Source organism: Rufibacter sp. LB8 (genome assembly GCF_014876185.1).
Classification (GTDB): Bacteria; Bacteroidota; Bacteroidia; order Cytophagales; family Hymenobacteraceae; genus Nibribacter.
In genome coordinates, this window is sequence record NZ_JADALJ010000001.1 from 1,448,234 (window position 1) to 1,473,429 (window position 25,196).

Annotated in this window: 24 protein-coding genes; 18 read left to right on the forward strand and 6 right to left on the reverse strand. The window is 48.8% G+C overall.

From position 1 onward, the window contains the following. Positions 1–119 precede the first annotated feature (119 nt). Complete coding sequence (locus tag IMY23_RS06265) at positions 120–506, reverse strand: DUF302 domain-containing protein (RefSeq protein WP_192821263.1); 387 nt, start codon at positions 504–506, stop codon at positions 120–122. Between the two features lie 235 nt (positions 507–741). Between IMY23_RS06265 and IMY23_RS06270 the strand changes: the two genes are divergently transcribed. The 13 genes from IMY23_RS06270 (at position 742) to IMY23_RS06330 (ending at position 11,801) form a co-directional block, all read left to right on the forward strand. Then, entirely contained in the window at positions 742–2,112 is a 1,371-nt protein-coding gene (locus IMY23_RS06270; protein ID WP_192821264.1) for a porin, read from the forward strand. 313 nt (positions 2,113–2,425) lie between these two features. Continuing rightward, on the forward strand, positions 2,426–3,037 hold the full coding sequence (locus IMY23_RS06275) for a bifunctional 2-polyprenyl-6-hydroxyphenol methylase/3-demethylubiquinol 3-O-methyltransferase UbiG (protein WP_192821265.1): 612 nt from the start codon (positions 2,426–2,428) through the stop codon (positions 3,035–3,037). 27 nt (positions 3,038–3,064) lie between these two features. After that, entirely contained in the window at positions 3,065–3,712 is a 648-nt protein-coding gene (locus IMY23_RS06280; RefSeq protein ID WP_192821266.1) for a Crp/Fnr family transcriptional regulator, read from the forward strand. A gap of 76 nt (positions 3,713–3,788) precedes the next feature. Further along, on the forward strand, positions 3,789–4,640 hold the full coding sequence (locus tag IMY23_RS06285; protein ID WP_192821267.1) for a sulfite exporter TauE/SafE family protein: 852 nt from the start codon (positions 3,789–3,791) through the stop codon (positions 4,638–4,640). A gap of 103 nt (positions 4,641–4,743) precedes the next feature. Then, positions 4,744–6,156: a rhodanese-like domain-containing protein gene (locus tag IMY23_RS06290; protein WP_192821268.1), complete on the forward strand. Its 1,413-nt coding sequence runs from the start codon at positions 4,744–4,746 to the stop codon at positions 6,154–6,156. A gap of 261 nt (positions 6,157–6,417) precedes the next feature. Further along, positions 6,418–6,744: a rhodanese-like domain-containing protein gene (locus IMY23_RS06295; RefSeq protein ID WP_192821269.1), complete on the forward strand. Its 327-nt coding sequence runs from the start codon at positions 6,418–6,420 to the stop codon at positions 6,742–6,744. Positions 6,745–6,798: 54 nt separating this feature from the next. Further along, positions 6,799–7,356, forward strand: coding sequence for a YeeE/YedE family protein (locus IMY23_RS06300; protein ID WP_182514078.1), 558 nt, complete (start codon positions 6,799–6,801; stop codon positions 7,354–7,356). 35 nt (positions 7,357–7,391) lie between these two features. Next, complete coding sequence (locus IMY23_RS06305; protein WP_192821270.1) at positions 7,392–7,805, forward strand: YeeE/YedE family protein; 414 nt, start codon at positions 7,392–7,394, stop codon at positions 7,803–7,805. Positions 7,806–7,889: 84 nt separating this feature from the next. Next, a complete protein-coding gene (locus IMY23_RS06310) occupies positions 7,890–9,143 on the forward strand; it encodes an MFS transporter (RefSeq protein WP_192821271.1) in 1,254 nt (417 codons plus the stop codon). Next, a complete protein-coding gene (locus IMY23_RS06315) occupies positions 9,110–9,568 on the forward strand; it encodes a hypothetical protein (protein WP_192821272.1) in 459 nt (152 codons plus the stop codon). The genes IMY23_RS06310 and IMY23_RS06315 overlap by 34 nt, the downstream gene beginning before the upstream one ends. 158 nt (positions 9,569–9,726) lie before the next feature. Next, positions 9,727–10,587, forward strand: coding sequence for a DoxX family membrane protein (locus IMY23_RS06320; protein ID WP_225986425.1), 861 nt, complete (start codon positions 9,727–9,729; stop codon positions 10,585–10,587). 44 nt (positions 10,588–10,631) lie between these two features. Beyond that, positions 10,632–11,255 (forward strand): TlpA disulfide reductase family protein, encoded by a 624-nt coding sequence (locus IMY23_RS06325; RefSeq protein WP_192821274.1) that lies wholly within the window; start codon positions 10,632–10,634, stop codon positions 11,253–11,255. Between the two features lie 99 nt (positions 11,256–11,354). Beyond that, on the forward strand, positions 11,355–11,801 hold the full coding sequence (locus tag IMY23_RS06330) for a DsrE family protein (protein ID WP_186631734.1): 447 nt from the start codon (positions 11,355–11,357) through the stop codon (positions 11,799–11,801). Positions 11,802–11,881: 80 nt separating this feature from the next. Here the strand turns inward: IMY23_RS06330 and IMY23_RS06335 are convergent, their stop codons facing one another. From IMY23_RS06335 to IMY23_RS06350, 4 genes are all read right to left on the reverse strand, one after another. Beyond that, the gene (locus IMY23_RS06335) at positions 11,882–13,402 is read right to left on the reverse strand and encodes a bifunctional UDP-sugar hydrolase/5'-nucleotidase (RefSeq protein WP_225986426.1); all 1,521 of its coding nucleotides are present in this window, start codon (positions 13,400–13,402) and stop codon (positions 11,882–11,884) included. Positions 13,403–13,529: 127 nt separating this feature from the next. Next, positions 13,530–14,978, reverse strand: coding sequence for a bifunctional UDP-sugar hydrolase/5'-nucleotidase (locus IMY23_RS06340; protein ID WP_192821276.1), 1,449 nt, complete (start codon positions 14,976–14,978; stop codon positions 13,530–13,532). A gap of 96 nt (positions 14,979–15,074) precedes the next feature. Further along, positions 15,075–16,013 (reverse strand): putative sulfate exporter family transporter, encoded by a 939-nt coding sequence (locus IMY23_RS06345; protein ID WP_192821277.1) that lies wholly within the window; start codon positions 16,011–16,013, stop codon positions 15,075–15,077. Between the two features lie 3 nt (positions 16,014–16,016). Then, entirely contained in the window at positions 16,017–16,409 is a 393-nt protein-coding gene (locus IMY23_RS06350; protein WP_225986427.1) for a rhodanese-like domain-containing protein, read from the reverse strand. Positions 16,410–16,568: 159 nt separating this feature from the next. Here IMY23_RS06350 and IMY23_RS06355 point away from each other — a divergent pair, with 159 nt between their 5' ends. The 3 genes from IMY23_RS06355 to IMY23_RS06365 all read left to right on the forward strand — a co-directional run bounded on the left by IMY23_RS06355 (position 16,569) and on the right by IMY23_RS06365 (position 20,211). Next, positions 16,569–16,955 (forward strand): hypothetical protein, encoded by a 387-nt coding sequence (locus tag IMY23_RS06355; RefSeq protein WP_192821278.1) that lies wholly within the window; start codon positions 16,569–16,571, stop codon positions 16,953–16,955. Positions 16,956–17,158: 203 nt separating this feature from the next. Next, on the forward strand, positions 17,159–18,811 hold the full coding sequence (locus IMY23_RS06360) for a bifunctional UDP-sugar hydrolase/5'-nucleotidase (RefSeq protein WP_192821279.1): 1,653 nt from the start codon (positions 17,159–17,161) through the stop codon (positions 18,809–18,811). Between the two features lie 347 nt (positions 18,812–19,158). Then, positions 19,159–20,211 carry a c-type cytochrome gene (locus IMY23_RS06365; protein ID WP_192821280.1) on the forward strand — a complete coding sequence of 351 codons (1,053 nt, stop codon included), beginning with the start codon at positions 19,159–19,161 and terminating at the stop codon, positions 20,209–20,211. A gap of 398 nt (positions 20,212–20,609) precedes the next feature. Here IMY23_RS06365 and IMY23_RS06370 read toward each other — a convergent pair whose 3' ends face one another. After that, a complete protein-coding gene (locus IMY23_RS06370) occupies positions 20,610–21,299 on the reverse strand; it encodes a recombinase family protein (protein WP_192821281.1) in 690 nt (229 codons plus the stop codon). Between the two features lie 1,132 nt (positions 21,300–22,431). Between IMY23_RS06370 and IMY23_RS06375 the strand changes: the two genes are divergently transcribed. Then, the gene (locus tag IMY23_RS06375; RefSeq protein WP_192821282.1) at positions 22,432–22,902 is read left to right on the forward strand and encodes a RadC family protein; all 471 of its coding nucleotides are present in this window, start codon (positions 22,432–22,434) and stop codon (positions 22,900–22,902) included. 779 nt (positions 22,903–23,681) lie between these two features. Next, positions 23,682–25,187: a reverse transcriptase domain-containing protein gene (locus IMY23_RS20300; RefSeq protein ID WP_192821283.1), complete on the forward strand. Its 1,506-nt coding sequence runs from the start codon at positions 23,682–23,684 to the stop codon at positions 25,185–25,187. The last annotated feature ends 9 nt before the right edge of the window (positions 25,188–25,196 follow it).

Here is a 25,196-nt window from a genome sequence, read left to right on the forward strand (position 1 = left end):
CTCTGTAAGGAAAGATGCCGGCTTTTTAAAGGGAAAAAGATTTTTCCTGTTTTCGGCCTGATTTCATAAAATAAGGCCGAAAACAGGATTTTTATTTTCAATCGGATAAACCGCGAACGTTACAACTGGTCTATTACTGCCCGTAACTTCTGGCTTACCTCGTTGGCGATGGTTTCCAGGTTGGCGTTCCCAATGGCAGACATGGTTTCCATGGGGTTGATGGCCGTGACTTCTACCTGTCCGCCTTCATGCTCCTGCACCAGCACGTTGCAGGGCAACAGCACGCCAATCTTGTCTTCCTGCTCAATGGCCTGGTGCGCCAGCGTTGGGTTGCAGGCTCCCAAAATGCGATATTCCCTGAAGTCCACCCCAAGTTTTTCCTTGAATTTCCCTTTCAGGTCAATCTCTGAGATGACCCCAAACCCTTCTTTGGCTAGGGCTGCTTTCGTTTTGTCCAGTGCCTCGTTAAAGCTGCCGGTAATCTTCCTGGAGATATGATATTCCATGGTGTCTAGTGCTTGATTATCCTGTTACCTACGCATGCGCGCACAGGTGGTTTAAGCGGCGGGTCCTGCCCATTCTAAATGTTTATGGCTTGTGTAACCTAAGTCACTGTCTGCGCTGCCCCGGTAGCCGTCCTTTGTGAAAAACAGACCGTACCGCCTTGCGCTGCTACTTAGGTTATTATCAATTGTTACTTACCCCTAGTATATGAACCCTTTCACCCGATTTCTTCTCCCCTTGCTTTTTTTACATATCATCCTGCTGCCAGCGCGGGTAATTGCCCAGGAGCACGGCCATGAGGCTAATCTGCCGGACACGTCTAGCGTAAAAAACGTGCAGGAGCTTTTCACCAAGGGAGAGTTGCACGGGCACGTCCGGAATTACTTCATGGCAACCCTTAACCACCGAAGCCTCTCTGACCATTACGCCAATGCCCTGGGCGCGGAGATCGGGGTGCGCACGGCATCGTTCCACGGGTTTAGGCTAGGCATCTCCGGCATCTTCACCTACAATCTCTTCTCTAGCCATTTGGATCAGAAAGACCCCATAGCGGGAAAGTATCCCAGCAATGAGGTGGAGCTTTTTGACATAGAGAACCCGCACAACAAAGACAACCTGGACCGCCTGGAATCCGCCTATCTGGAGTACCGCACAGAGAAACTGCACGTCCGAATAGGACGGTTTGACTTTACCTCTCCGCTCATCAATCCCCAGGACACCCGCATGAAGCCGTACTCGGTGCAAGGGGTCATGGCGCAGGTGCCGGTAGGCCAGCACACCAAACTCACGGCTGCCTGGCTGGACCATTTCTCGCCTCGCGGGGTCATTGAGTGGGGCAACACCCGCCACACCATCGGGTTGTACAGCAACGGCGTGAACATAGACGGAAGCCCCTCCGGGTACCGCCACCACATTGAGTCCAGGGGTGTTGCCGTAGCAGGGCTGCAGGGCCAGGGGATACAGAATAGCCATTGGCAAGCCTGGAATTATTGGATTGAGAACATTGCCAATACCAGCTATGGCCGGGTAGTGGTGCCTATTTCTGAGCGCATGATAGTCGGGTTGGAGGGATTGTACCAGTTCCAGTTGGGCAACGGCGGCCATCCTGCCCATGACAGTACCTACTTCCCCGACCAGCAGGAATGGGTGGCGGGCGGCATGGTGGGCTACTCTACTCCTCAATGGGCCCTGTCTGCCAATTACCTGCATACGGGCGGCAACGGACGGTTCACTTTCCCCAGGGAATGGGGCCGGGAGCAGTTTTTTGCCACTTTGTCCAGAGGGCGCCTAGAGGGCACGGGCCAGTCAGATATTCTGGTTGTGAAATCCACGCGTAACTGGGCTCCCGGCCTGAGCTCCGAGCTGGCCTTGGCCAAGGCCTGGCTACCCGGGTATGGGAATGCCGCGCTCAACAAGTATGGCGCCGTCTCTTATTGGGGCACTCTCCTAGATGTTACATATACCCCTTTGCTGCCTGCCTTAAAGGGGGTAGTATTGCGATTGCTATACATAGGCAAACTCTCCCCCAATACCAGTCTGCCCTTAGAGAGAATGTATTACAACACCAACTTCCACCAAATCAACTTTGTTTCCCAGCTAAACTTCTAAAGATACAGCCTTCTACATCGCCTAACCTGCCGTGTGACAAAAGTCACTTATTCCACAGGTGGAAGACGCTACATTTGCCGCTGCGCCACGCTGTTGTTCTCAGCCTAACGCAGCGGCCTTCTGTTTTCGGCTTGATTTGGTAAAAACAGGCCAGAAGCGGATAACTGGCCTTCAATCTTAAGAAGAATTACTTTTGAATACCCAGCATCAGCTAATCGCAGAGAAACCAACAAAGCAACAGCCTAAGAATGTAGTTAATGGCACCTTCGGCTCTTTGCAAAAATTACTGAATACCCCTTTTGTTACCTGTACCATGGAAGACTTTTGGAACGAACGGTACGCCCAAGCCGGCTACGCTTACGGAACCAATCCAAATCATTACTTCAAAGAGAAACTGGATGCCATCGCGCCTGAGGGCAACTTGTTGCTCCCCGCCGAGGGAGAGGGCCGCAACGCCGTATACGCAAGCACCAGAGGCTGGGAGGTGACTGCTTTTGACTACAGCCTGGTAGGGCAGCGCAAAGCCCTGGAGTTGGCCCGTGAGCACGGGGTAAGTATTTCGTATCAAGTAGAGAGCGCCCAGAACATTGCATTGGCCCCAGAGCAGTTTGACTGCCTGGCCTTGGTCTACGCCCATTTTGAGAAGGAAACCAGGGCAATGGTGCATTTCAAGTTACTGGAGGCACTTAAACCCGGTGGGACTGTAATTTTTGAGGCATACGCCAGGGACCAGATTCATTACCAGCAGAAGTATAGTTCCGGAGGGCCTAAACAGACAAAATTGCTCTTTTCGGTGGAGGACATCCATCAGGAATTTGGCGGTATACAAATAGATGAGTTAAAGAAAACGGAGATTATCGCACAGGAAGGCAAGTACCATCGTGGCCCTTCTTGCGTAATTCAGTTCACGGGCACCAAACTGTAACACTTTGCCTTGCCTCACCCTACAACTATGGACCAAGATAAAATAAACCACATCCAAGAGAAGTTCCCGCAGCTGGAGCCAGCCTTGTTACTGGAGATTGCCAAAGCGGGCGTCATCAAACACCTGGAGCCGGAAGACGAGGCCCTGCGCACCGGGCAGTACCTGAAATCCAATGTCTTGGTGCTGGACGGACTGGTGAAAGTATACAGGGAAGACGAGGAAGGCGATGAGTTTCTGATGTATTACCTGGAGGGCGGTAATGCCTGCGCCCTTTCCATGATGTGCGCCGCGCGCAATGAGCAGAGCCAGGTGCTGGCCAAAGCTATCACCCCTGCCGAGGTGCTCATGATCCCAGCGCACGTATCAGAGCAGTGGCTGGTGAAATTCCCCAGCTGGCATAACTTCATCATTGCCTCTTACCGCGCCCGCTTTGACGAACTCCTCCAGACGCTGGACAGCATCGTGTTCAAAAGCCTGGACGAGCGCCTGGTGTTTTACCTGAAGCGCCACCAGAAAGTATTAGGCAAGGAGGTTCGCCTGTCGCACCAGCAGATAGCCGAAGAGCTCAACAGCTCGCGGGAGGTCATCTCCAGGCTCCTCAAGAAACTGGAGCAGACCGGGGCCGTGGCCTTGCACCGGAATTACCTAGAGATTAAAAATTTGGACCTTTTCTAGGTGTGTGACAAGTGTCACTGAACTCCCTTGCCGCTTGCCATACCTTTGTTGTGTTTAAAGATAAAACACTACAAAAATGGAAATATTAGGCTACATAGCGGCACTTATCATTGGCATTTCACTGGGATTGATCGGCGGGGGCGGCTCCATCTTGACCGTACCGGCCCTTGTGTACTTGCTGGGCCTGGACCCGGTCATCTCCACCGCTTACTCGCTCTTCATCGTGGGCCTCACCAGCCTGGTGGGCAGTTACCGCTTTTACAAACAAGGCTTGGTAAGTTTGAAGACAGCCCTGGTCTTCGGCCTGCCTTCCATTGTGGCCGTGTACGCCACCCGGCGCTACATCGTGCCCGCCATCCCTGATAGCATCTTCACCGTGGGCAGTTATGAAGTGACCAAAGGTATCCTTTTGATGCTTCTGTTCGCCGCGTTGATGGTGTTTGCCTCCATCAGCATGATCCGGCAGTACCGAAAAGTAAATGGCGGGGCGGCGGCGGACGAAAACGTGGACCACGGCATCCTTGAAGAGAATGGCACATCTGAAACCCTTTCCCAACCAAAATTCAACTATGCCGGCATCTTAGCTGAGGGCGCTGTTGTGGGCACCCTGACCGGTTTGGTAGGCGCGGGCGGCGGTTTCCTGATCATCCCTGCGCTGGTGCTCTTCTCCAAGCTGGACATGAAGATGGCGGTGGGCACCTCCCTGCTCATCATCGCGGCCAAGTCCCTCTTCGGGTTTATGGGTGATGTGGCCAACTATGAGATTGACTGGGCGTTTCTGGGCATTTTCTCCTCGCTTTCCATCGTGGGCATCTTTATAGGTTCTTACTTCTCCGCCAAGATCCACGCCGACAAGCTCAAGACCGCCTTCGGTTGGTTTGTGCTGGTGATGGGCGTGTACATCATTGTCAAAGAGCTCTTCTTTTAATAATTCTTCCAGGCCTGGCCTTATGTAACCTAAGTCACTGACCGGACGATTATTACCTTATACTTTTGTAGCGTAAAATTCAAACACCAATCACCAAAAAACCATGCTAGTAGAACAAATATATACCGGGTGTCTGGCGCAGGGCGCCTACTATGTAGAAAGCAACGGCGAAGCTGTTATCATTGACCCGCTCCGCGAAATCCAGCCGTACCTTGTCAAAGCCGAAAGCCGCGGCGCGAAAATCAAATACGTCCTGGAGACGCACTTCCACGCCGACTTCGTGAGCGGACACGTGGACTTGGCCAAGGCGACAGGCGCACAGATCGTGTTCGGACCCAACGCGGTGACCACCTATGACGCCTACATCGCCAAAGACGGCGAAGAATTGAAAGTGGGTGAGGTGACCATCAAAGTATTGCACACCCCAGGCCATACCATGGAGTCCACCACTTATCTCTTGCAAGACGAGAACGGCAAGGATTACGCCCTTTTCTCCGGCGACACGCTGTTCATCGGGGACGTGGGCAGACCGGACCTGGCCGCCAAGTCTGAGCTGACCCAGGACCAACTGGCCGGCCACCTGTATGACTCACTCCGCAACAAGATCATGCCGCTGGCCGATGAGGTGCTGGTGTATCCGGCGCACGGGGCGGGTTCTGCCTGCGGCAAGAATATGAGCAAAGAGACCTTTGACACGCTGGGCCACCAGAAAGAAACCAACTACGCCCTGCGCGCAGACATGACCCGGGAGGAGTTCATCCAGGAGGTGACTGACGGCCTTACCCCTCCGCCAAGTTACTTCCCGCTCAACGTACAAATGAACAAGCAGGGCTATGACAACATAGCTGATGTCTTGGAGAAAGGCTTGCAGGCCCTGAGCCCTGAGGCGTTTGAGTTAGTCGCCAACGAGACCGGTGCTTTGGTGCTGGACACCAGAAACCCGGAGGACTTTGCCAAGGGCTTCATCCCCAACGCCATCAACATAGGCATTGACGGAAACTTCGCGCCATGGGTAGGCACTTTGATCCCAGACATCAAGCAGCAGATTTTGCTGGTAACAGAAGAAGGCCGTGAGGAAGAGGTAGTGACCCGCCTGGCACGTGTTGGCTATGATTACACCATCGGATATTTGAAGGGTGGCTTCACCGCCTGGCAAAATGCTGGTAAGGAGACAGACACCATCACTTCTATCTCACCAACAGAGTTTGAACAGCGCTATAAGGAGGACAGCACTATAAGAGTAATTGATGTGCGCAAGCCAAGCGAGTACCAGTCTGAGCACGTGGAGACGGCTAGCAACGCTCCTCTGGACTACCTGAATGACTATCTGGCAGAAATCCCGAAGGACGAGGAAGTGTATTTGCATTGCGCTGGTGGCTACCGCTCCATGATTGCAGGGTCCATCTTGAAAGCGCGGGGTTATGACAACTTGGTGAACGTGCAGGAAGGCTTTAAAGGCATCTCAGGGACCAACGTTCCCAGAACCGCCTTCGTGTGTCCTTCTACCTTGAAGTAAGAAAACGCCAGCGCCCGAATACCCCCCAGATCTTGGGCGCTGGCTTAAATTTAACATTTTTTACCAGGGTGACATAAGTCACTGAACCACCCCTACAAAATCTGGACCTTTGTAGAGTAATTGAAAACCAGCTGAAAGCATAGGACATAAAAATGTTTTTAGCTTGTTTTCTGAAAAACAGGCCAAAAACGAAAAGACAGACAAAACAAAAAGGGCCGGCTTCATTGCTGGCCCAAATCACCTTTCAAAAGACAAATAGCCATGTTTAATTTATTTAAATCAGCCCCGCAGAACTATCAAGATTTAGATGGGCTATCGTTTAAAACGGCTTATAACAAAGCCGGCAAAGCCGAACTGTTGGACGTACGCACTCCTGGCGAATTTGCGTCTGGTACCATTCCTGGCGCAAAAAACCTGGATGTGATGTCCCCTGAATTCAAATCGGCCATTGACCAGCTGGACAAGGACAAAGAGTACTTTGTCTTCTGCCGCAGCGGCAACCGCAGCGGCTCCGCCTGCCAGCTCTTGGCAGAGAAAGGCCTGAAGGCACATAATTTGCAGGGTGGCGTAGGTGCCTGGCCCAGGTAATTCAAAGAAGTTTAACCATAGTAGCGAAACAGCCTTCTAGAAAGATTTATAATTATGTTAGAAACACTTAGTCAGCCCTGGCCTTGGTACGTGTCTGGGGCGGTGATTGCCCTGATCATGGTCATCATGCTCTTCTTTGGGAAGTCATTCGGTTTCTCTGCGAATCTCCGGATTATCTGCTCTGCCTGCGGAGCCGGAAAACACGTGCCGTTCTTTGACTTCAACTGGAAAAACCAGCTTTGGAACATTCTTTTCTTGGTGGGCGCCGTCCTGGGCGGTTGGATTTCTTCTACCTTCCTCTCCACTGGCGAGGCGGTGCAGATCTCGCAGGCCACCATTCAGGACCTACAGCAACTAGGCTTCTCTGCCCCGCAGGGAATGCAACCCGAGGAGCTGTTCGGGATGGAATCACTCCTCAGCTTTAAGACCATAGCACTCTTGTTGGGCGGCGGATTATTGATTGGGTTTGGGTCACGGTACGCGGGTGGCTGTACCTCTGGGCACGCCATCAGTGGCTTGTCTGACCTGCAGTGGCCATCATTGGTGGCCGTGATTGGCTTCTTCATTGGGGGCCTTATCATGACATTCCTGCTGTACCCACTTATTTTCTAAAGAATTTTTCATCAAAGACATAAAGAAATAGCCCTATGAAAGGACTGAAATTTATATTGACGGGGATTCTCTTCGGGATTGTGATGAGCAAGTCTGAGGCTATCTCTTGGTACCGTATCCAAGAAATGTTCCGGTTCCAATCATTCCACATGTACGGCATCATTGGGACGGCCGTGGTGTTAGGCGTCATAGCCGTTTACCTGATCAAAAAATACAAGATGCGCGACTACCAGGGCAATCCCATCACCTTTACGCCCAAGGAGAAGTCCATTCCAAGGTATCTGTTTGGGGGCATCATCTTCGGTTTGGGCTGGGCGCTGGTAGGCGCTTGTCCGGGACCTTTGTTCGTGAACCTGGGCTATGCGTACTGGCCTATTTTGATTGCCATCTTCGGGGGCGTGGTAGGTACGTATATGTACGGCGTCCTCAAAGACCGACTTCCTCACTAATCTCTTTTCCGTTTTTGGCCTGTTTTCATTAAAACAGGCCAAAAACGGTTTACTTTGACTATCCAATCTGACCCATCTAAACCTATGAATGCCCTACCCGAAACAAAGCTTGGCTTGAAAGAAAACGCATCACAGTTCTGGCTGTTGGTGCTGGTCAACGGATTTGTGGGGGCCATGGTGGGCTTGGAGCGGTCGGTGATTCCTGAGTTTGCCGAAACAGTATTCAATCTGAGCGGACATACGGCCCTGCTGTCGTTTATCGTGGCGTTTGGGCTGGCCAAGTCGTTTGCCAACCTCATGATGGGGCGCCTGGCCAAGCGGTACAGCCGTAAAGCTTTATTGACCTTCGGTTGGTTTTTTGCTTTGCCCGTGCCTTGGTTGTTGCTTTACGCTGAGAGTTGGAGCTGGGTCATCTTTGCTAACGTGCTGTTGGGCTTAAACCAAGGCTTGGCCTGGTCCTCTACCGTGGTCATGAAGATTGACTTAGTGGGTGAAAAGAATAGAGGGCTGGCCATGGGCATCAACGAGTTCGCCGGGTATCTGGCCATAGGGCTGGTGGCGTTTCTGGCGGGCTATATTGCGGCTGAGTCGGGGAACGTGACCTACGCCTTTATTCCGGGCATCGGGTTTTCCATTATAGGCTTGTTGCTCACTATTTTCCTGGTAAAAGACACGCAATCCCATGCCAGTACTGAAGCTAAGCAGACTACTATTCCGCTCTTATCTAACATCTGGAAAGACACTACCTGCCGCAATGGCAACCTGGGCTCGGTGACCTTGAACGGTTTTGTAAATAACCTTAACGACGGCATTCTCTGGGGACTGTTACCGGTGTTACTGGCCACCAAAGGCTATTCCCTGGCGCAGACCGGACTGCTGGCCGGTATCTACCCCGTGGTTTGGGGATTGGGCCAACTAGTGACGGGCAAGCTAGGCGATGTGTACTGTAAAAAGCAGTTACTTACCCTGGGCATGGTCCTGCAAGGAATAGCCATCGGTCTGCTGCTCTTCGCTGGAGCAATTCCGATACTAGTAACAGCCTTAGTTTTGCTTGGAGCCGGAACGGCGCTGGTGTACCCTAATTTCCTGTCTGTGGTGGCGGAGAATACGCATCCTTCGCAGAGACCCCAGAGCTTGGGTATCTTCCGGTTCTGGCGCGACTTCGGGTACGTGGCGGGGGCTGTGGCGGCGGGCGTGTTCAGTGATTTGTTCGGCTTGGATGCGGTTTTGCTGGGTACGGCTTTGTTGACCGTTGGGGCCGGCATCCTGTCCGAGGTGCGCATGTGCTGCACCACGAAAGTGCTTTGGCCCAGTCAAACCTGCATCACCGCCCAATAAAACGAAAAAAATCAAGTTCATTGAGAAGTACTGTTTGTATAGATAAAGAGAAAATGAAGAGTTATTTGCTTTTAGGTATTAGCGTTTTGCTACTGCTGTTCACCCTGCACAAGCCGCCCCAAGCGGTAAGCCGGTGGGTAGGCCCGGAGCAGTCTGTCCTAAAAAAAGCGTGTGACAACAAAAAATACACGGCCAGGCGCACCTGTAAAAAGAAGTGCCTTACCCATCAAACCCACTCCTCCCCAGAAAACAGCGCCGGTACCGTGACTGATTGTGGCTCAGCGATTTATGCGCTAGTTGTAAACGCCATGGCTATGCCCGCTGTTCACTTCTATCCTGAGGCGGAAGTGAAAGGCAGCCTTTTAGCGGTGGCTTACCTCCCCCCTCCCTTGGAGCAGGAACCCAACCCTCCCCGATTTTCTTAACCTGATGATTTCGCGGTGGCTTCAACGATCTAGCATCCTTTGTCCGATGGAGGGTTCCACTGCGCTTTTGATTCCTTTCACAAAAGGAAAAGGGGCTTGGACTGTCCATGCCTTTCTCACCTCATTTTAAGATAATCAACCCAATGGAAAATACACCTTTGCAAAAAATATCCTATCTGGTCTTGCGCGTGCTGGGTAGCCTCATTTTCATCATGGCCGGTTTAAACCATCTGTTTCAGACCGAAGAAGCGGTAGCCAAATTGCAGAAAGCCCCGTTCATGCACCTAACCTCTTGGATTGCCTCGCCAGAGACCCTTATCATTCTGTCTGGGGTAGGTCTGCTGATAGGCGGTTTGCTTTTGTTAGCAGGGCTACAGACTAAGTGGACGGCAATGTTGCTGGCCTTGATACTCATTCCCATTACCCTCACTGTGCAGGTGGACAGCCAGGCAGGCAACGGTCCTTTGTTCAAAAACATAGCGCTGTTGGGCATGCTGTTTTTCTTTTCTGTGAACGGGGCACGCTATTACAGCTTGGACCAATTCATTCAATCTAAACTTTTTCCTAACATGAATATATCCAAAGCCGGCAAAATGTTGGCCATCTTTGCCATCGCCTTGCTTCCGTTTCTCTCCTCTTGTGCTACCGCTGAAACGAGCACCCAGGTGCCTTCCAAGGCAAGTGCCAAAAACTACGCGGTGCTCATCAGTCAGCCCAACCATGTGAAAGCCGCCGTGCACACTGCTCAGACCATGACGCCCACCAGTGACTATAAAAGGGATTCTTTTGTGGTGATGGCCTGCGCCAAATCGGTGGAGGCCTTCGTGAAGGGCAGTGACATGGCCGCTGAGATAGAGAAGGGAAAAGTGGCGGGCGTGCAATACAAAGTCTGCGGCATGTCCCTGAAACAGTTCAACATCGACCCCGCCACGCTGGTGGAAGGTGTCACCATCATCCCGAACGGCCTCACCTACATGTTTGACTTGCAGGCTCAGGGCTATACCACGGTGGAGCTGTAGCCGTTTTGGCCAATTTCCCAGAAAACACCTTAAAAAAGAAAAAGATGTACAGAAATAAATTTTCCTTCAAAAGCATCCCGGGCTGGGTCTATACCCTGGCCATTTTTGCCGTGCTGTACGCCACTGGCCTGCACACCGAAGTTATTGGCAGGGTTCAACGCCTGCTGCTGGCCACCGGCCTCAAAAACGCGGAGATGCCCACTGCCCCAAAAACCTCCACGCCGGCTACTTTGACTTCTACCTCTTCGCCTATGGCAGGAGCCGGATTCCAGATGACAGACTTAGAGGGCAAGGTGGTAGCGTTTGAGTCTCTCAAAGGCAAGGTCATCTTCCTGAATGTCTGGGCTACCTGGTGCCCGCCGTGCATTGCCGAGATGCCCAACATCCAGAGCCTCTACGAGAAGGTAGGATCTGACAAGATTGCCTTCGTGATGCTGTCCGTGGACCAGAACGGGATGGACAAGGTGAAGAAATTCATCGCCAAGAAGGGTTTCACCTTCCCGGTGTACCTGCCGGCCAGCCAGATGCCCGAGGAGTTCAACAGCCCGGCCATCCCGTCCACTTACATCATCTCGCCGCAAGGCAAGATAGTGGCCCAGCAGAACGGCATGGCCGAATATGACACGCCCGAGGTGATTGACTTCTTGCAGAAGCTGGCTTCAAAGTAATAGTAAGGCCCAGGCTTGTTTCATGCCTTAAAACAAGCTTGGGCTTACATATCCATCAAATAACACCAGAATCATTGTTTAACTTAATTTGAAAGAATTATGAAATTGAAATTAGTCATAATGGTTTTGCTAGTCATGTTTCTAGCTCCACTTTCCAATGTTCAGGCACAGGCTACATCGACCGTTAAAAAAACTGAGGAAACCAAGCAACACAAGATTGTGTATGACTTGTCAGTAGCAGATACCGCCATGCATGCCGGCTTAATCAGACAATTAAACAACATCAAACGTGGTTGGCCAGATGCTCAGATTGAAGTGGTGGTACATGGCAAAGCCATCAACCTGCTTGTAGCCGGAAAGTCAACCCAAGCCAGTGCGATTAAGGCGCTACAGGCCAAAGGAGTAGTGTTTGTTGCATGTGAGAATACCATGAAAAGAGCTAAAGTTGAAAAGAGCCAGCTGTTGCCCAACACACCAACTGTCGTCATGGGCATAGGTGAAATCGTTACCAAACAGGAAGAAGGTTGGAGCTATATCAAGTATTAAACTTCAAGTACAAATAATAGAAAAAGCGCCCCGTCATCGATCGATGACGGGGCGCTTTTTTGTTGAAAGGTAATGGTTGCTTAGCGTTTGATGGCCACTTCGCCCATATTATCTGGCATAGCTACGGTCTTCATCTCCTTTAACTTCTGAATGATAAAATCGGTGAGCGGTTTCCCGGTTTTGATGATGTTCTGCCCTTTGCCAATTTCATTGAAGTTGTGCAGTCCGGTCAGTAGGCCATTGTGGGTGACAACCTTGTAATTTTGCGCATCCTTTACTGGCTGGCTTTTAATTTGGACGTTGCTCACTCGTTCTCCTATGGGCTTGGTTAGGTCTATTTGGTAACGGATGCCAGCCGTCTGGATGAGCCCACCCACCGCTTCAAGTTTATTCTCGGGCTTCAGGTTTTTTGCGGCCTGCTCCAGGGTTGATTTCAACTGCTTGCCTGTCATGGTCAAGGTTACAATTTTGGATGGGTGTGGCAACAGTTTGTACACTTCCTCACTTGTCACAGGGCCTGGTTTAAAGGAAATACCATACCCTACGCCCGGCATGATGGCCACGTCTCCTTTAAACTCTTTGAGTAAGAGGTTGCCTACCAGTTTATCGAACGGACTTTCAGATTTGTACTGCCTGCCTATAATCGCCTTACTTTCTACCACCAGCTCTTGTAGCTTTTGAAGGTGTGGTGTGCGCTGTTGGTCAATTAACGCCTGTATTTCTGCATCTGGCTGAAGCTGGTTGTTCCAGAGCCAATGGTGGTGCGTTTTCACATCAACCAGCTTTTGGTCCCTGATTATCAACTCTGTTTCGCCCAGCACGGCTCCATCTGACATGGCCTGCACCACAAACGTCTGCCCTATCTTTTTTCTTGGCTCCAATATGTCATGGCTATGGGCACCAATGATCAGGTCAATCCCTTCTACTTCGCGGGCCATTTTGTAATCCACCGCCGCCCCTTCATGCGAAAGCACCACCACTATGTCAGCTTTCTTTCTGAGCTCAGGCACATAGATTTTAGCTACTTCCTGTCCCACCTTAAAACTTAGGCCTTTCACAATGTCGGGATTACCGGTTTTGGGTGTGTTGCGGTAGCCAAGCGCCAGAATAGCCACCTTCACCCCATTCTTTTCTGTAATGATGTAAGGATCCCCGAAAATCGGTTGCTGCGTGTTTTCATCCATAATATTGGCGGCCCGCATCGGGAAAACTGCCATCTGCTCCAGTTCGAGCGTGCGTGGCAAACCATAGTCGAAGTCATGGTTCCCCAGCGCCATCAAATCATAGTTCACCGCATTCATGAAGCGAATCATGGCCTCTCCTTTGGTGAGATTGCCCAGTTGGTCGTCACTAAAGGTATCGCCCCCATCCACCAGCAACACATTTTCCGCACCTTTCTCCTTCCGCACTTTCTTCACAGCGCTGGCCAGGTAGGCAAAGCCCCCTATTTTTGCTGCTTTGTCGAATGTGATAAGCGTGTCACGACCAGCATCTCCGGTTTGGGCGGTAGCGTTATCCCTTGTGGTCATGAAAGGCATGTACGTGCCGTGCATGTCATTGGTATGTAAAATGCTGATGGATTTCTGTTGGTTTTCTGGCATTTCACTTGCGGTAGTTGATGTTGGATTTTGGTTTGTACAGGCGCTGGCAAATATGAGTGTTGCCATCCCCAAAGGGACGCCTAGTTTCCTATTTAATTTCATAGAAGTAAAGTCTAGTTAATAGGATTTATACTGCCGTGAAAGTGCCCAGCAAATCAACACGCACAGGTGAATGCTTTCCCAGGTATTGTTGCATGGCCTTAATGGCCTTTATACCTGTGTCGGTGCGGGTGGTGCCATACGTTGAGGTCACGCCCTGCTCTGTCACGAAAGATGCTTTATAGATTCGTTGCAGGTCTAGTTCTTCCTTGTTCACAAAGAGCTTCTGAATGCGGTTGTTTTTAGGTGCTTCTATCTTTATAAAGGCCCTTAAACCTAAACACCGTTTTACAAATCCACCTTGCTGCGCATACGGGTCAGGCGAGAATGTTTTCTCCAGGTTCTCTTCCAACATTTCCTGCAGCTCCTGTCCTGTCAGTTCCGCCGTTTGGATAGATGGATTCATCGGGATGATGTTGTAAAGGTCGTTGAGGGTGACAGGCCCGGGAACGATGGGTGCCCCGTAACGCCAGCCGTTAGAAAAAGCCAGCTCTGCGCCTGTTGCGTGCAGCATACTTTGCAGCAGAAAATTATCCATGGTAGATTCCAGGATGTTGTTCCGGTCCAGCACCGTAGCCGTCTCCCCCGCTTTCTGGCTTAACTCTGTCTTATAAGGCTGAATAGCTTGCCGTACCAGCTCCTGCATGGGGGCGTCATCTGGTAATTGTTCTGAGATTTCCACCAGCTCATGTGAATAGTTGGATATTCTGCCGTTCTCTATGGTCAGATCCAAGCGTCCCAGGAAGGAGCCATGGCAACCGGACTCTACCACAATCGTTTGTCCTTGTTTTACGGCTTCAGAAGTACGGTAATGGGTGTGACTACTCAGGCAAACGTCTACGCCTTCTACTTCAGAAAGCAGCTTCATATTCTGCGGAAAGCCCAGGTGGGAAATCAGAACAATGACATCAACCTTTTCTTCCTGCTTTAGCTTGTGTATGTAATCGGGTAGTTCTTTGTTGCCCAGCGTAAAATAGTTGCCTTCGCTGAAATGGGGAGGCATGGTCTTATCAACGATGTTACAGGCAATACCGATGATCCCTATCTTCAAGCCATTTATTTCTTTCAGGCTGTAAGGTTCAAAGGCCAGCTTGTCCGTAGCTTCCTCATACACATTGATGGCCAACATGGGGTAGTTGAGCATCTGTGTCAGTTTCCTGAACTGCTCCGGGCCATAGGCAAATTCCCAATGTGCCGTCATGGCGGCCAGGCCCAGTGCATTCAGCACCGGAACCATCACTTCGCCTTTCGAGGCAACTGCGGGGTAGGTTCCGTGAAACGTGTCACCGCAATCCAGCGCCAGTACGGCATCCTCCTTTTCATGGCGGAGCTGCTTTAAGTACCCTGCTATTTTGGCAAAGCCTCCTGCTTGACGGTATTTTGTGGTGCCACCCTCCCAAAACATCTCCTGGTGCGGTTCCAGGTAGGCATGGGTGTCGTTGAGCTGAAGAATGGTTAGGTTCGTTTGCTTTTCCATAGTCACAAAGGATTGGCTACCCCTAAAAGTTTAACTAGTTATTATTCTTACATTTATTACTCTTCCAGCTACGTTTTTTTGGCAGTCTTGTGCCTGTTAAACCAAATAGTAAACTGCCAGCAGTGAGCTGCTAGCCACAACCACCCAAAGCACAATCCCTTGCAGAAACGGCCGGATGCTAATGGTTTTAAGTAGTGATAGACTAATGCCTGCACCCGTTAAGAACAAGCTTATTATCAAGCCTTTCCGGGCCAGCATAGTCAGCCAGCTATACACTTCGCTCAGGCCGCTCAGGAAAGTGCTGAACAGGGATGCTACCAGGAAGAAAAATATGAACTTCGGAAAGCTGGCCTTGCCTTCAGACTTAAACAGAAAGCCCGTGATAAGCACCACCGGCAGTATCCATAAAGCCCGCGTGAGTTTAAGCGTGGTGGCAATTTCCAGTGCTTTTTCACCGAACTCCGTGGCGGCCCCTACCACCGAACTGGTATCATGGATGGCAATGGCGGCCCAAACCCCGAACTGTTCCTGTGACAAGTGCAGCTGTTCTCCGATGAACGGGAAAACAAACAAAGCCAAGGCATTCAAGATGAACACGACGCCCAGCGCCACTGAAATTTCCTTCTCTGAGGCGTTTATAGCCGGTGCAACCGCTGCAATGGCACTTCCCCCGCAAATAGCCGTACCAGCAGAAATAAGGTGATTGAGCTTTTTCCCCACTCCCAACAGCTTCGCCAAAAGTAACCCGACCACCATGGTAGCGATGAGCGAGATGGCAGTATAAAAGAACCCTGTGAAACCGGTTTCAGCAACCTGATACAGGTTAATATCGAAACCCAACCCGACCACCGAAGCCTGCAAAGAGTACTTGGTGACCGTACTCAGCCTTGCCGGATACGGATTGCCTATAATAAGTCCCAATACTATCCCTGAGAATAAAGCGAGTGGGGCACTAATCAGGTCAGTTACTAGGATTAACAGCAACAAGAGCCAGAAAACCACCAGTTGACTATACCTTTTACTTGCAGTCTCCACCGTTTAATTGGTTTGAACCCCTGCTGATCGGAGGGCATCAAACCCTACAGTTGCATTATAAAGGTTATTGAAATTGTTGCTCTTCATGACTGCTGTTGCTTTACTACTTCTGTTGCCGGATTTACAGTATAGCAGGTAGGTGGCGGCCGTATCCAGTTTGGCTATTTCCTGCTCAAAATCCGGGGAAGTGTAGTCTATGTTAACCGCGCCTTTCAGATTTCCTTCCTGGAATTCATAGGGGGTGCGTACATCCAGCACTACAATGTCCTGGTTAGACTCTATCAATCGCTTAACTTCGGTTGCAGTCAAGTTTACTTTCGTACCACCTGTTTCCTGCTGGCAACTGCTGAACCCAAAGAGCAGCAGGAAGGCCATCACATTCATTACATAATTCATAGCTATCGTTCAATTCTAAGTTTTAAGAATTCTACTGTCTGCAAGTACACACATTGCGTTTTGAACCTAAGTGACAAAAGTCACTGTGAGGTAAAAGTCATTTTGCTTGTTTTGTAAAACCTTACAATAACAATCCGTTCTAAAGCTTAAATGCATTACTTGAAGCACTACCTGCATATATGGGCCCTGTTGATGATAATCCTTCATCTTTCGATGCTAACGGTAATCAGCTTCGTGCCAGGAGAGCGTGCAGGTGTGTCAATAAAAAAGGTTTGTCTGAGGAAAGAAGCTCAAAAGCGGCTAGCGGCATCGGGTGATGAAACCGTATTTTTAAAACAGCTACTTAAAAAAGCACCCGATACAGAAAACGGGCTGAAAAAGGAGACTATTGAAATCCAATGTTCTGTAAAAATGATAAGCACGGCGCCTGCTGATGAATTCGTGTCTGTTCCCCTTTTGCTGGACTTACAAAAGTCTGGCTACAAGCAGGCAATATATTTCTCTCTTAGTAAATATTTAGAGCCTGACCCACCTCGGCTCAGCTAAATATCTTCCAGTTTTAGGACAATTACTGGGCTACGTCAAACAGTGGTTTGCTTCCTCTATCTACACCCTCCCGGCTCATGTAAGGCTTATACCTACAGTATTTGAGCTTGAAGATAGGGTATATTTGTAAAATTTAACAGCCAAAATTCAGGTAAGCCTTCCTATGTTAAGCTTATCCTTCCTTTCTATTAAACTATAATAACATGATGCTACACATCAAAAGATTTATACTTTCTACCCTACCCGTAATTGGCTTTGTTGCATTGAGCTCTTGCCAGGCGTTGGAAAAGGGTAAAACCACTGACAATACAAATGGCGTTGAAACCATCACCATCCTACAGACGGCAGACATCCACGGACAGCTGATGCCCCACCAGGAGATGTTTGTCGAGAACGGAAAGTTTGTGTTTAAAGAACGTGGCGGCATGGCCCATATTCAGACACTTTTTAAGCTGGTGAAAAAAGAAAACCCCGATGGCACTGTGATTGTGGACGGCGGAGACCTGATACAGGGTAGTGCCGTTGCGGCTATGTCTGAAGGGGACGCCATCGCCCCTGTGATCAGGGCCATGGATTATGATTTCCTGATTCCGGGTAATTGGGAAGTCATCTTTGGCAGTCAAAAAATGCGCAGTATCATGGAGTCCTATGGAAAGCCGGTAGTGTGCGCAAACATCTATGATGAGTCTACCTCTGCTATGGTGTACCCTCCCTACATCATCAAGGAAATGAAAGGTGTAAAACTGGGCTTTATCTCCTACAATGACCCCGAGGTGCCTATCCGCCAGAACCCCGTCTTCAGCAAAGGTCTCCTTTTTAAGAATCTGGAAGACAACATGCAGCCCCTTATCAAAGAGTTGAAAGAGGAAAAAGGCGTTGACATCTTGTTCCTGGTAACGCACTTGGGGATTTCCAAGCAAATATACCTAGCGGACCAACCCGAAATTGAAGGCGTGGACTTTGTACTGGGCAACGATACGCATGAAAGAATCAGAAAGCCACTTAAGCGCAAGTATGCCCAGGTGGTAGAGCCGGGGGGCTTCGGTTCTTTTGTTGGTCGCCTGGACCTTCAGGTGAAAGACGGAAAAATAGTAGGCCAGAACTACGAACTAATTGATGTGGATCCAAAAAAATACCCCGCAGATCCTATTGTTCAGAAAATAGTAGACGAGCAAATAGCTCCCTACAAAAAACAGATGGACCGTGTTTTAGGCTATACCACGCAACCTTTGTACCGCTACCTGGTGGTTGAAAATGCTTTGGATAATATGATAACTGATGCTGTTCGCTGGAAGACTGGTGCTGACATTGCCATTTCAAATGGCTTTCGTTTCGGTACTCCAATTGTGCCTGATGCTTCAGGCAAAGCACCTATTACATATAGTGACATCTGGAACATGCTACCCGTGAACGAGAATGTAAAAACAGGAAGGGTAACCGGCCAGCAGATACAAAACTGGATGGAACAGGAATTACACAACGTTTTTGCGGAGAAGCCACTGGAGCGTTTCGGTGGTTGGGTCATTAGATTCTCTGGCATGGAGCTGACCTTCAAAGCAAACGCACCAAAAGGAGAGCGTGTTCAGTCTATCACAGTGGGAGGAAAACCGCTTGATTTGAAGCGTGAATACACCATGGCGGCCTGCAGGAGAACCGGTGAGCCAGACCATGTATTATGTCGCATGCCAAATGCCAAACATCCTAAGGTATTAGATTATACCGTTCATGATGTAATGGAGGAATACTTGAAGAAAAATGGCACTGTTTCACCTAATATTGACGGAAGAGCCAAGGTCCTTGACCTGGCATCGCCGGTGCTTTCACAGTTGCCCAATGTGGACTATGTGTTTAGGTAAGCTAAAAAAGCGGGGAGTATTGCTTCCCGCTTTTTTTAATACACTTTATACTAGAGATTTTTAGATGTCTCAATCAATTACTAGACAATAAACACTTAAAGTTAAAGAAGCTGCTTTTAGCATTGTCCTTTTATGTTTCCAGCATAACAACACTTAAAAAGCCTACATTAAGGTAACAAGGTGTCATTTTGCCCTGCCTCTTTTGAATGATTCGATGCTTATGGTAGACTCTCCCGGCATCACATTTAAAAATTTTTTCATTTCCGGGCTAGCGTGACTAAAGTCACAGAACGTCTTAGGTTGAATCGGTAAATTTTACCTATGAATGTACCTAACCTGACAAGCCGATGAAACTCAATGAGGAAAAAAACTTAATTGACTTTTTATTTAACATGACCAAAGCGGTAGGTTTTACCGTCTTTGCGGTCTTTACATTGCTGGGGGCAGTCATATTTACTCTGTTCTACCCATCTAACGCAATGCAGTCTGGCCCATCCATTGCGCTTTCTAAGTCCTCTGCTACAACCTTCACTGCCTCAACCTTGGTAGAGGATTACTTATGGGAAGCCCCGGACCAGTCAACAATTCCTGCCGGAGCAGCAGGCGAACAAATAAAATATGGCCAGGATTTGGTGGCCCACACTGCCAAATACATAGGCCCTACCGGCAGTGTCCTACAAATCTCAAACGGCATGAATTGTCAAAACTGCCACCTCGGGGCCGGCACCAAGCCCTTTGGCAACAACTATTCGCTGGTCGCTTCCTCCTATCCAAAAGTGCGGGCCCGCTCAGGCAAAAGCGAGAACATTGAAAAGCGGGTAAACGACTGTTTCGAGCGCAGCTTGAATGGTCAATCGCTCTCCCCTAAATCCAAAGAAATGGAGGCCATTGTGGCATACATTAAATGGGTAGGGAAAGACGTGAAAAAAGGCGACAATGTCAAAGGATCTGGGCTTCTTGAAATGGAGGTGCTGGATCGTGCGACTAGTCCTGAACTTGGCAAGGCCGTGTACGTGCAGAAATGCCAAACGTGCCACGGGCAGGAGGGTCAGGGCATTAAAACACCCGGCAACCCTGAATTCCAGTATCCGCCCCTCTGGGGAAAGAACAGTTACAATGATGGGGCCGGGCTTTACCGTATCTCCAACTTTGCGCGCTATGTGAAGGCCAACATGCCTTTAGGAGCCACCCACCGCAATCCGCAGCTGACCGATGAGGAGGCTTGGGATGTAGCCGCGTATGTGAATACCATGCCCCGGCCTAAGAAAGATACACGAAAGGACTGGCCAGATATATCAAAAAAACCCTTTGACCATCCGTTTGGTCCTTACAAGGACTCTTATAGTGAACATCAGCATAAATATGGCCCGTATAAACCTATAATGATCTCCAAAAACTAGTTGATCGTCTGGGCAGTGGAGGATGTATAAGGCGAATGACAATTCTAATGTATTGCTTAGGTTTACCCCTACCTACATTTTACAAATCAAAAAGGGTGAATAACTATGGGTATATGATATAATAGGGCAAGTTCCATTCTATCACGATGCTAGAAGCAAATCAATCCTTTCCTGTTATTCCCCACAATAGATGAGCGTCTAGGATAGAGGATATGTAAAGCTGAAGCAGATTCACTGAGCCTAGATTGGATCTTAGGTTCTGCATAACCCTCTTGTACCTTAAATTAATTGTTTGTCTCTCCAGATTCAGAACAAGACTATGCAATGGGATTTTAAAAAATCAGGAGCCTTTTAATTCCTAGAAGTTGAGACGAGGGTGTCTAAATGCGTTTCTGTATTTAAATGCTCTTCTCGCAATAACGGTGATGAATTCTTTGAACTTGTATTGCCTGAAATATTCCGCCCCTGCTAGCTTTGAAGCCGGATTGGTTTAGCTTCTCGGCAATGCCTAGCCAAGTCATTCGTTGATCCCGGTAAAGACAAATTAACTCGGCTGCCCTCCTGTTATTATCATTGGAGGCTGCTTTCTTTTTGATGGCCTCAACGCCAAGTTCCCTGCCGGTTTCAGTCAAATTATCCAGATTGCCCAATTGCTGGCCACGGGCTTTCAGTGCCTGAAGCGCAACCTTGGTGCGCTTGCTTATCTGCTCCCGCTCGTGCTGGGCCATGGTTCCCCATATACCGATGTTGAGCGTATTCATCTCGGGGATGTCCAGGCACAGCCAGTTGATGTTATTCTTCTCTACCCTTTTCTTAAGCTGGAAAAGAAAGGCCACCTCCCTGCTCAACCGGTCCAACTTGGCGATAATCAAAGTGGCGCTTTGCTTCTTGGCCGCCAAAATGGCCTGCTCCAGCAGTGGGCGGTCGTCATTCTTGCCGGACTCATGCTCGGTGAACTCCCGGATGATGCCGTCTGGGTTTTTGGTGAAGGAGATGACGGCGGCGCGCTGGGCCTCCAGGCCAAGGCCGCTCCTGCCCTGCTTGGCGGTCGACACCCGGTAGTAGGCGATGTACTTCTGATACTCCATATATATATAAGAGTGGCTGTTGGAATTTCAGGTGCTGTTTTGCAATTGCAAAAACATATGACTTTTCTCCCCTGCCGCCCATTTCATTTTTTCTTTTTTGCTAAGTTACCCCCTATTTTACAGCTCAGCAACGAACGTTCCTGAGCTGTAATATTGAATATAAGGATCTTAATTGTAACTAAATTCTTTACAAGATTTGCGAGACTCTATAGGTTGCCAAGCCATATTCTCAATTGAAGGAAGACTGTCTTTTTGAGTTTTTTATATGGCATCTATATGGTGGTACCCTCATATATTTTTAACCAAAGCTTTGTAAGGAAACAGGTTACTCAACAAAATTTTTATAGCACCTGAATAGTTTGGATCCAACGCAAAATGTTGGATGATTAGCTATGTCATGCCCGTCAAGTTTTATTACGTCAATCAGTAAATTCTACCTTTCATAAATATTTCCATCAGGAACAAAAGCTTGGTTAAGGCCAATCTTCAAACTGGATTTACCATATCCATCCTTAATGCTTTCATCATTTGAGAAGCGAATTTATTTTACCAGCTAAGCGAACACCAGTGTGTTCGGCAAGATGTATTTTTGTCCACAAAAATGCCCTATGACCCTATCGGGCAAGGGCGGAAACCGCTGCGGAACTTGCGGTTTCTGACTTCTGAAAAGCGAGATTTCCTCTAAGGCTTTTAGGGTGTTAAAGGGTAAACACCCTCATGCCCAGGCATGAACTCAAGCGCTCCTTTAAAGGTGCAGCTAAGTCACATACCCCTTCCATGATACTTCCTTTTACCCTACCCAGGCGAGGGCCGTGGAAATATGGAAAACCCTCGGCCGGGTTTCCCACATTCCCACAGCTTGGCGGTGGTAACTGCATTCTCTCTTTGGATAAAGGTGGGAGACTCCTCTCACCAGCGGCTTTCCCTTATGGCTCCTAAGCGAGAGGAAAGGGCATTCATTCCGGCGCGAAGTTAGCCCGTGGTCCGGACACGGGACAAGGTAGTACAGACAAAATGGGTATCCCCTGCCGGGGTCCCTCCGCATTTTCTCTGTCTCCACCTTGCCCTAAGTCCGCCCCGCGGGCAAGTGGGGCACCATAATCAATTCCCTAACCTTTAAACGCGAACGATTATGGAAACGACAGCCAGGAAATCCGTGAATCACAGAGTGGCCGAAGTGAAGCTCACCTACCGCTCAAAAGTTAAACCCGATGAAAGACCCAAGGTCACCTGCTCCACCGACATCTATGATCTCCTCAAGGGGAACTGGGACAATGGGAAGCTGGAGTTCGTGGAGCAATTCAAGGTGCTGCTGCTCAACCGGGCCAACAAGGTGCTGGGTCTCTACGAGCTCTCCACCGGAGGCGTCGCGGGAACGGTGGCCGACCCCAAGCTCATCTTCGTGGCCGCGCTCAAGGCCTGCGCCTCGGCCATCGTCCTCTGCCACAACCACCCCTCCGGAAACCTTACCCCCAGCGCGGCGGACATCCAACTTACCAAGAAGATCAAGGAAGGAGGCAGCCTCCTGGACATCGCCGTTCTGGACCACCTGATCCTCACCAGCGAGGAATACTACTCCTTCGCGGACGAAGGGCTCTTATGAGCCCTTTTTTTGCCCTTCCAAGAGAAGGCCACACTAACACCGCACATCCAGTAGTCAGTCTCCATTGAATATTCAATCCTTACATCTTGGCAGTGGCCTGAATCATGGGCCTTGCCTTCTGCATAGGTTTATGCAAATGTCGTAATTCTCAATATAATTATTTTAAAGCCAAGTGAAAACTTGTATACCAAGGTCCCAAGGCTTACATATTGTTGCGATGAACAGAATTAATTGATGGAATTGCCTCCGAACCACAAACAGATTACAATGTATTTTTCTAATTCTTAGAGCTTGTCGCAATAGGGACAATCACGTGTAGGCCATAGGCTAATAAGAAATAAGCTTCAGACGGATAAGTTAATATAATGATAAAGGTCTTATAAAAAATACAAGCAATACGTTTGCTTTTTATATCTTTGAATCTATAGTACAGGTGATAGGTAGAGCTGGACAGCACGTTTTTTCCAATACTGCTTATCAAGACATACGTTGATAAGGATAACGCATTCCATATAACAATGCAGAAACACCAGTTTCTTCCAACAGATACAACAATATATATCTGGCTACTGTTATTAGGTACTTTATTATTGATCTCTTTAGCATGGCATTAATCTGTGTTATGTGTGAAGTTATGAATAATATTCTTCCCGGCTTGAAGGGGTGATACTCTGAGTTTAACGTCAGGAGAGTATCGTGTTATGCATGTGCTGTCCCATTAAGTCAGCTTGCTCCGCGCCACTACCTATCCCTGTATTATAGTTTTTTGAAGGAAAGCCGTGACTAAGAAAGACTGGTTCAGATTAAAAAGGTACCCCCACATCGGCACACCGTTAGTGCCTTCGGATAGAAATTGGGTATATGACTATGTAAAAAACCCTGACAAAATAAAAAGTCACGCTTTTTTCCCCTTCATTCATAAAACAATTACCGTACGCAAATTCAGGAGGGAAAAGCAACCCGATGGGTCACGTAGTGAGTTCAGGAAACCGAGCCAGAAGGTAAGGCATATCTATTATGCCAATCACCTAGACTCTAATATTTATGGTTTCTACGCCAATAAGCTATCTTCTGCCTATGAAGCAAGGCTCAGAGAATTAGAACTGGAGGACTGTGTTACCGCATACAGGAGGATCCCATTAAATCCGGCTAACCCCAAGTCAAGGAACAAATGCAATATCGATTTTGCATCTGAGGTTTTCGAGTTCATTAAAGGAAGCGGTAACGATGAGCTAGTGGCAATTACCTTTGATATCAAAAGCTTCTTTGACAACCTTAACCATAAGTACCTGAAGAAGGCATGGCGCGGCGTAGTCGGTAAAGGTTTAGACTTAGATGATGACCACTACAATGTCTTCAGGAATATCACGAAGTTCTCTTTTGTCGAGGAACGTGATATTTTCTCTGAGTTCAAAAATGAGATTATTATAGAAACGAAGTCTAAGCTTCAAAAGAAGGGTAAAGTTACCCGGAGAAAATACCTGAAGAACAGGGGTGCTGTCGCCTTTTGTACCAAGGACGTCATATCAGATAGAATCAGGGAGAAGAACCTGATAAAAAGCAATAAGTACTCAGACAGCTCCAGAGGTCAGCTTAGAGAAAAAGGCATTCCGCAAGGCTCACCCATCAGCTCTGTTCTGGCAAACATTTACCTGCTGAACTTCGACCATGAAATCAACACATTGATTAAGCAGTTTAATGGTATGTACAGGCGATACTCTGATGACATGGTGGTAGTCTGTGAAGCCCAGTACGAGCAGGCGGTAATTGATCTGCTAAACTTCGAAATCGGAAAATGCCAACTTTGTTTCCAGTCAGACAAAACCCAGGTTTTCAGATTCAGTAAAATTGAAAACAGGTATAACTGCCAGGAGAAAAACCTTCAAACCGGTAGCCTGCAGTCGAACACTAAATTCGAGTATCTGGGGTTCTCCTTCGACGGCAAACACACTTACCTGAAAACCGCAAGTCTAGCGTCCTACTACCGGAAACTGAAGAGAAGCGTCAGAAGAGGGAAATTCTTCTCCAGATTCGGCAACGAGAAAAATAGGCAGGAAATTTTTAAGCGAAGACTGTACAAAAAGTACACGTATTTAGGAGCAGGCAGGAAAAGGGTTTATAAGAGGGATCCGCTTCATAGCAACAGGTGGAAGGTTTCCCACAAATACGATTGGGGCAACTATATCTCATACGCCGGAATGGCTGCCAACATTATTCCTGACAACAAAATTGCTAGTCAGGTATCCAGGCATTGGAAGAAGGTTCATGCACTCCTCAAGGCTTAACTATAAAAC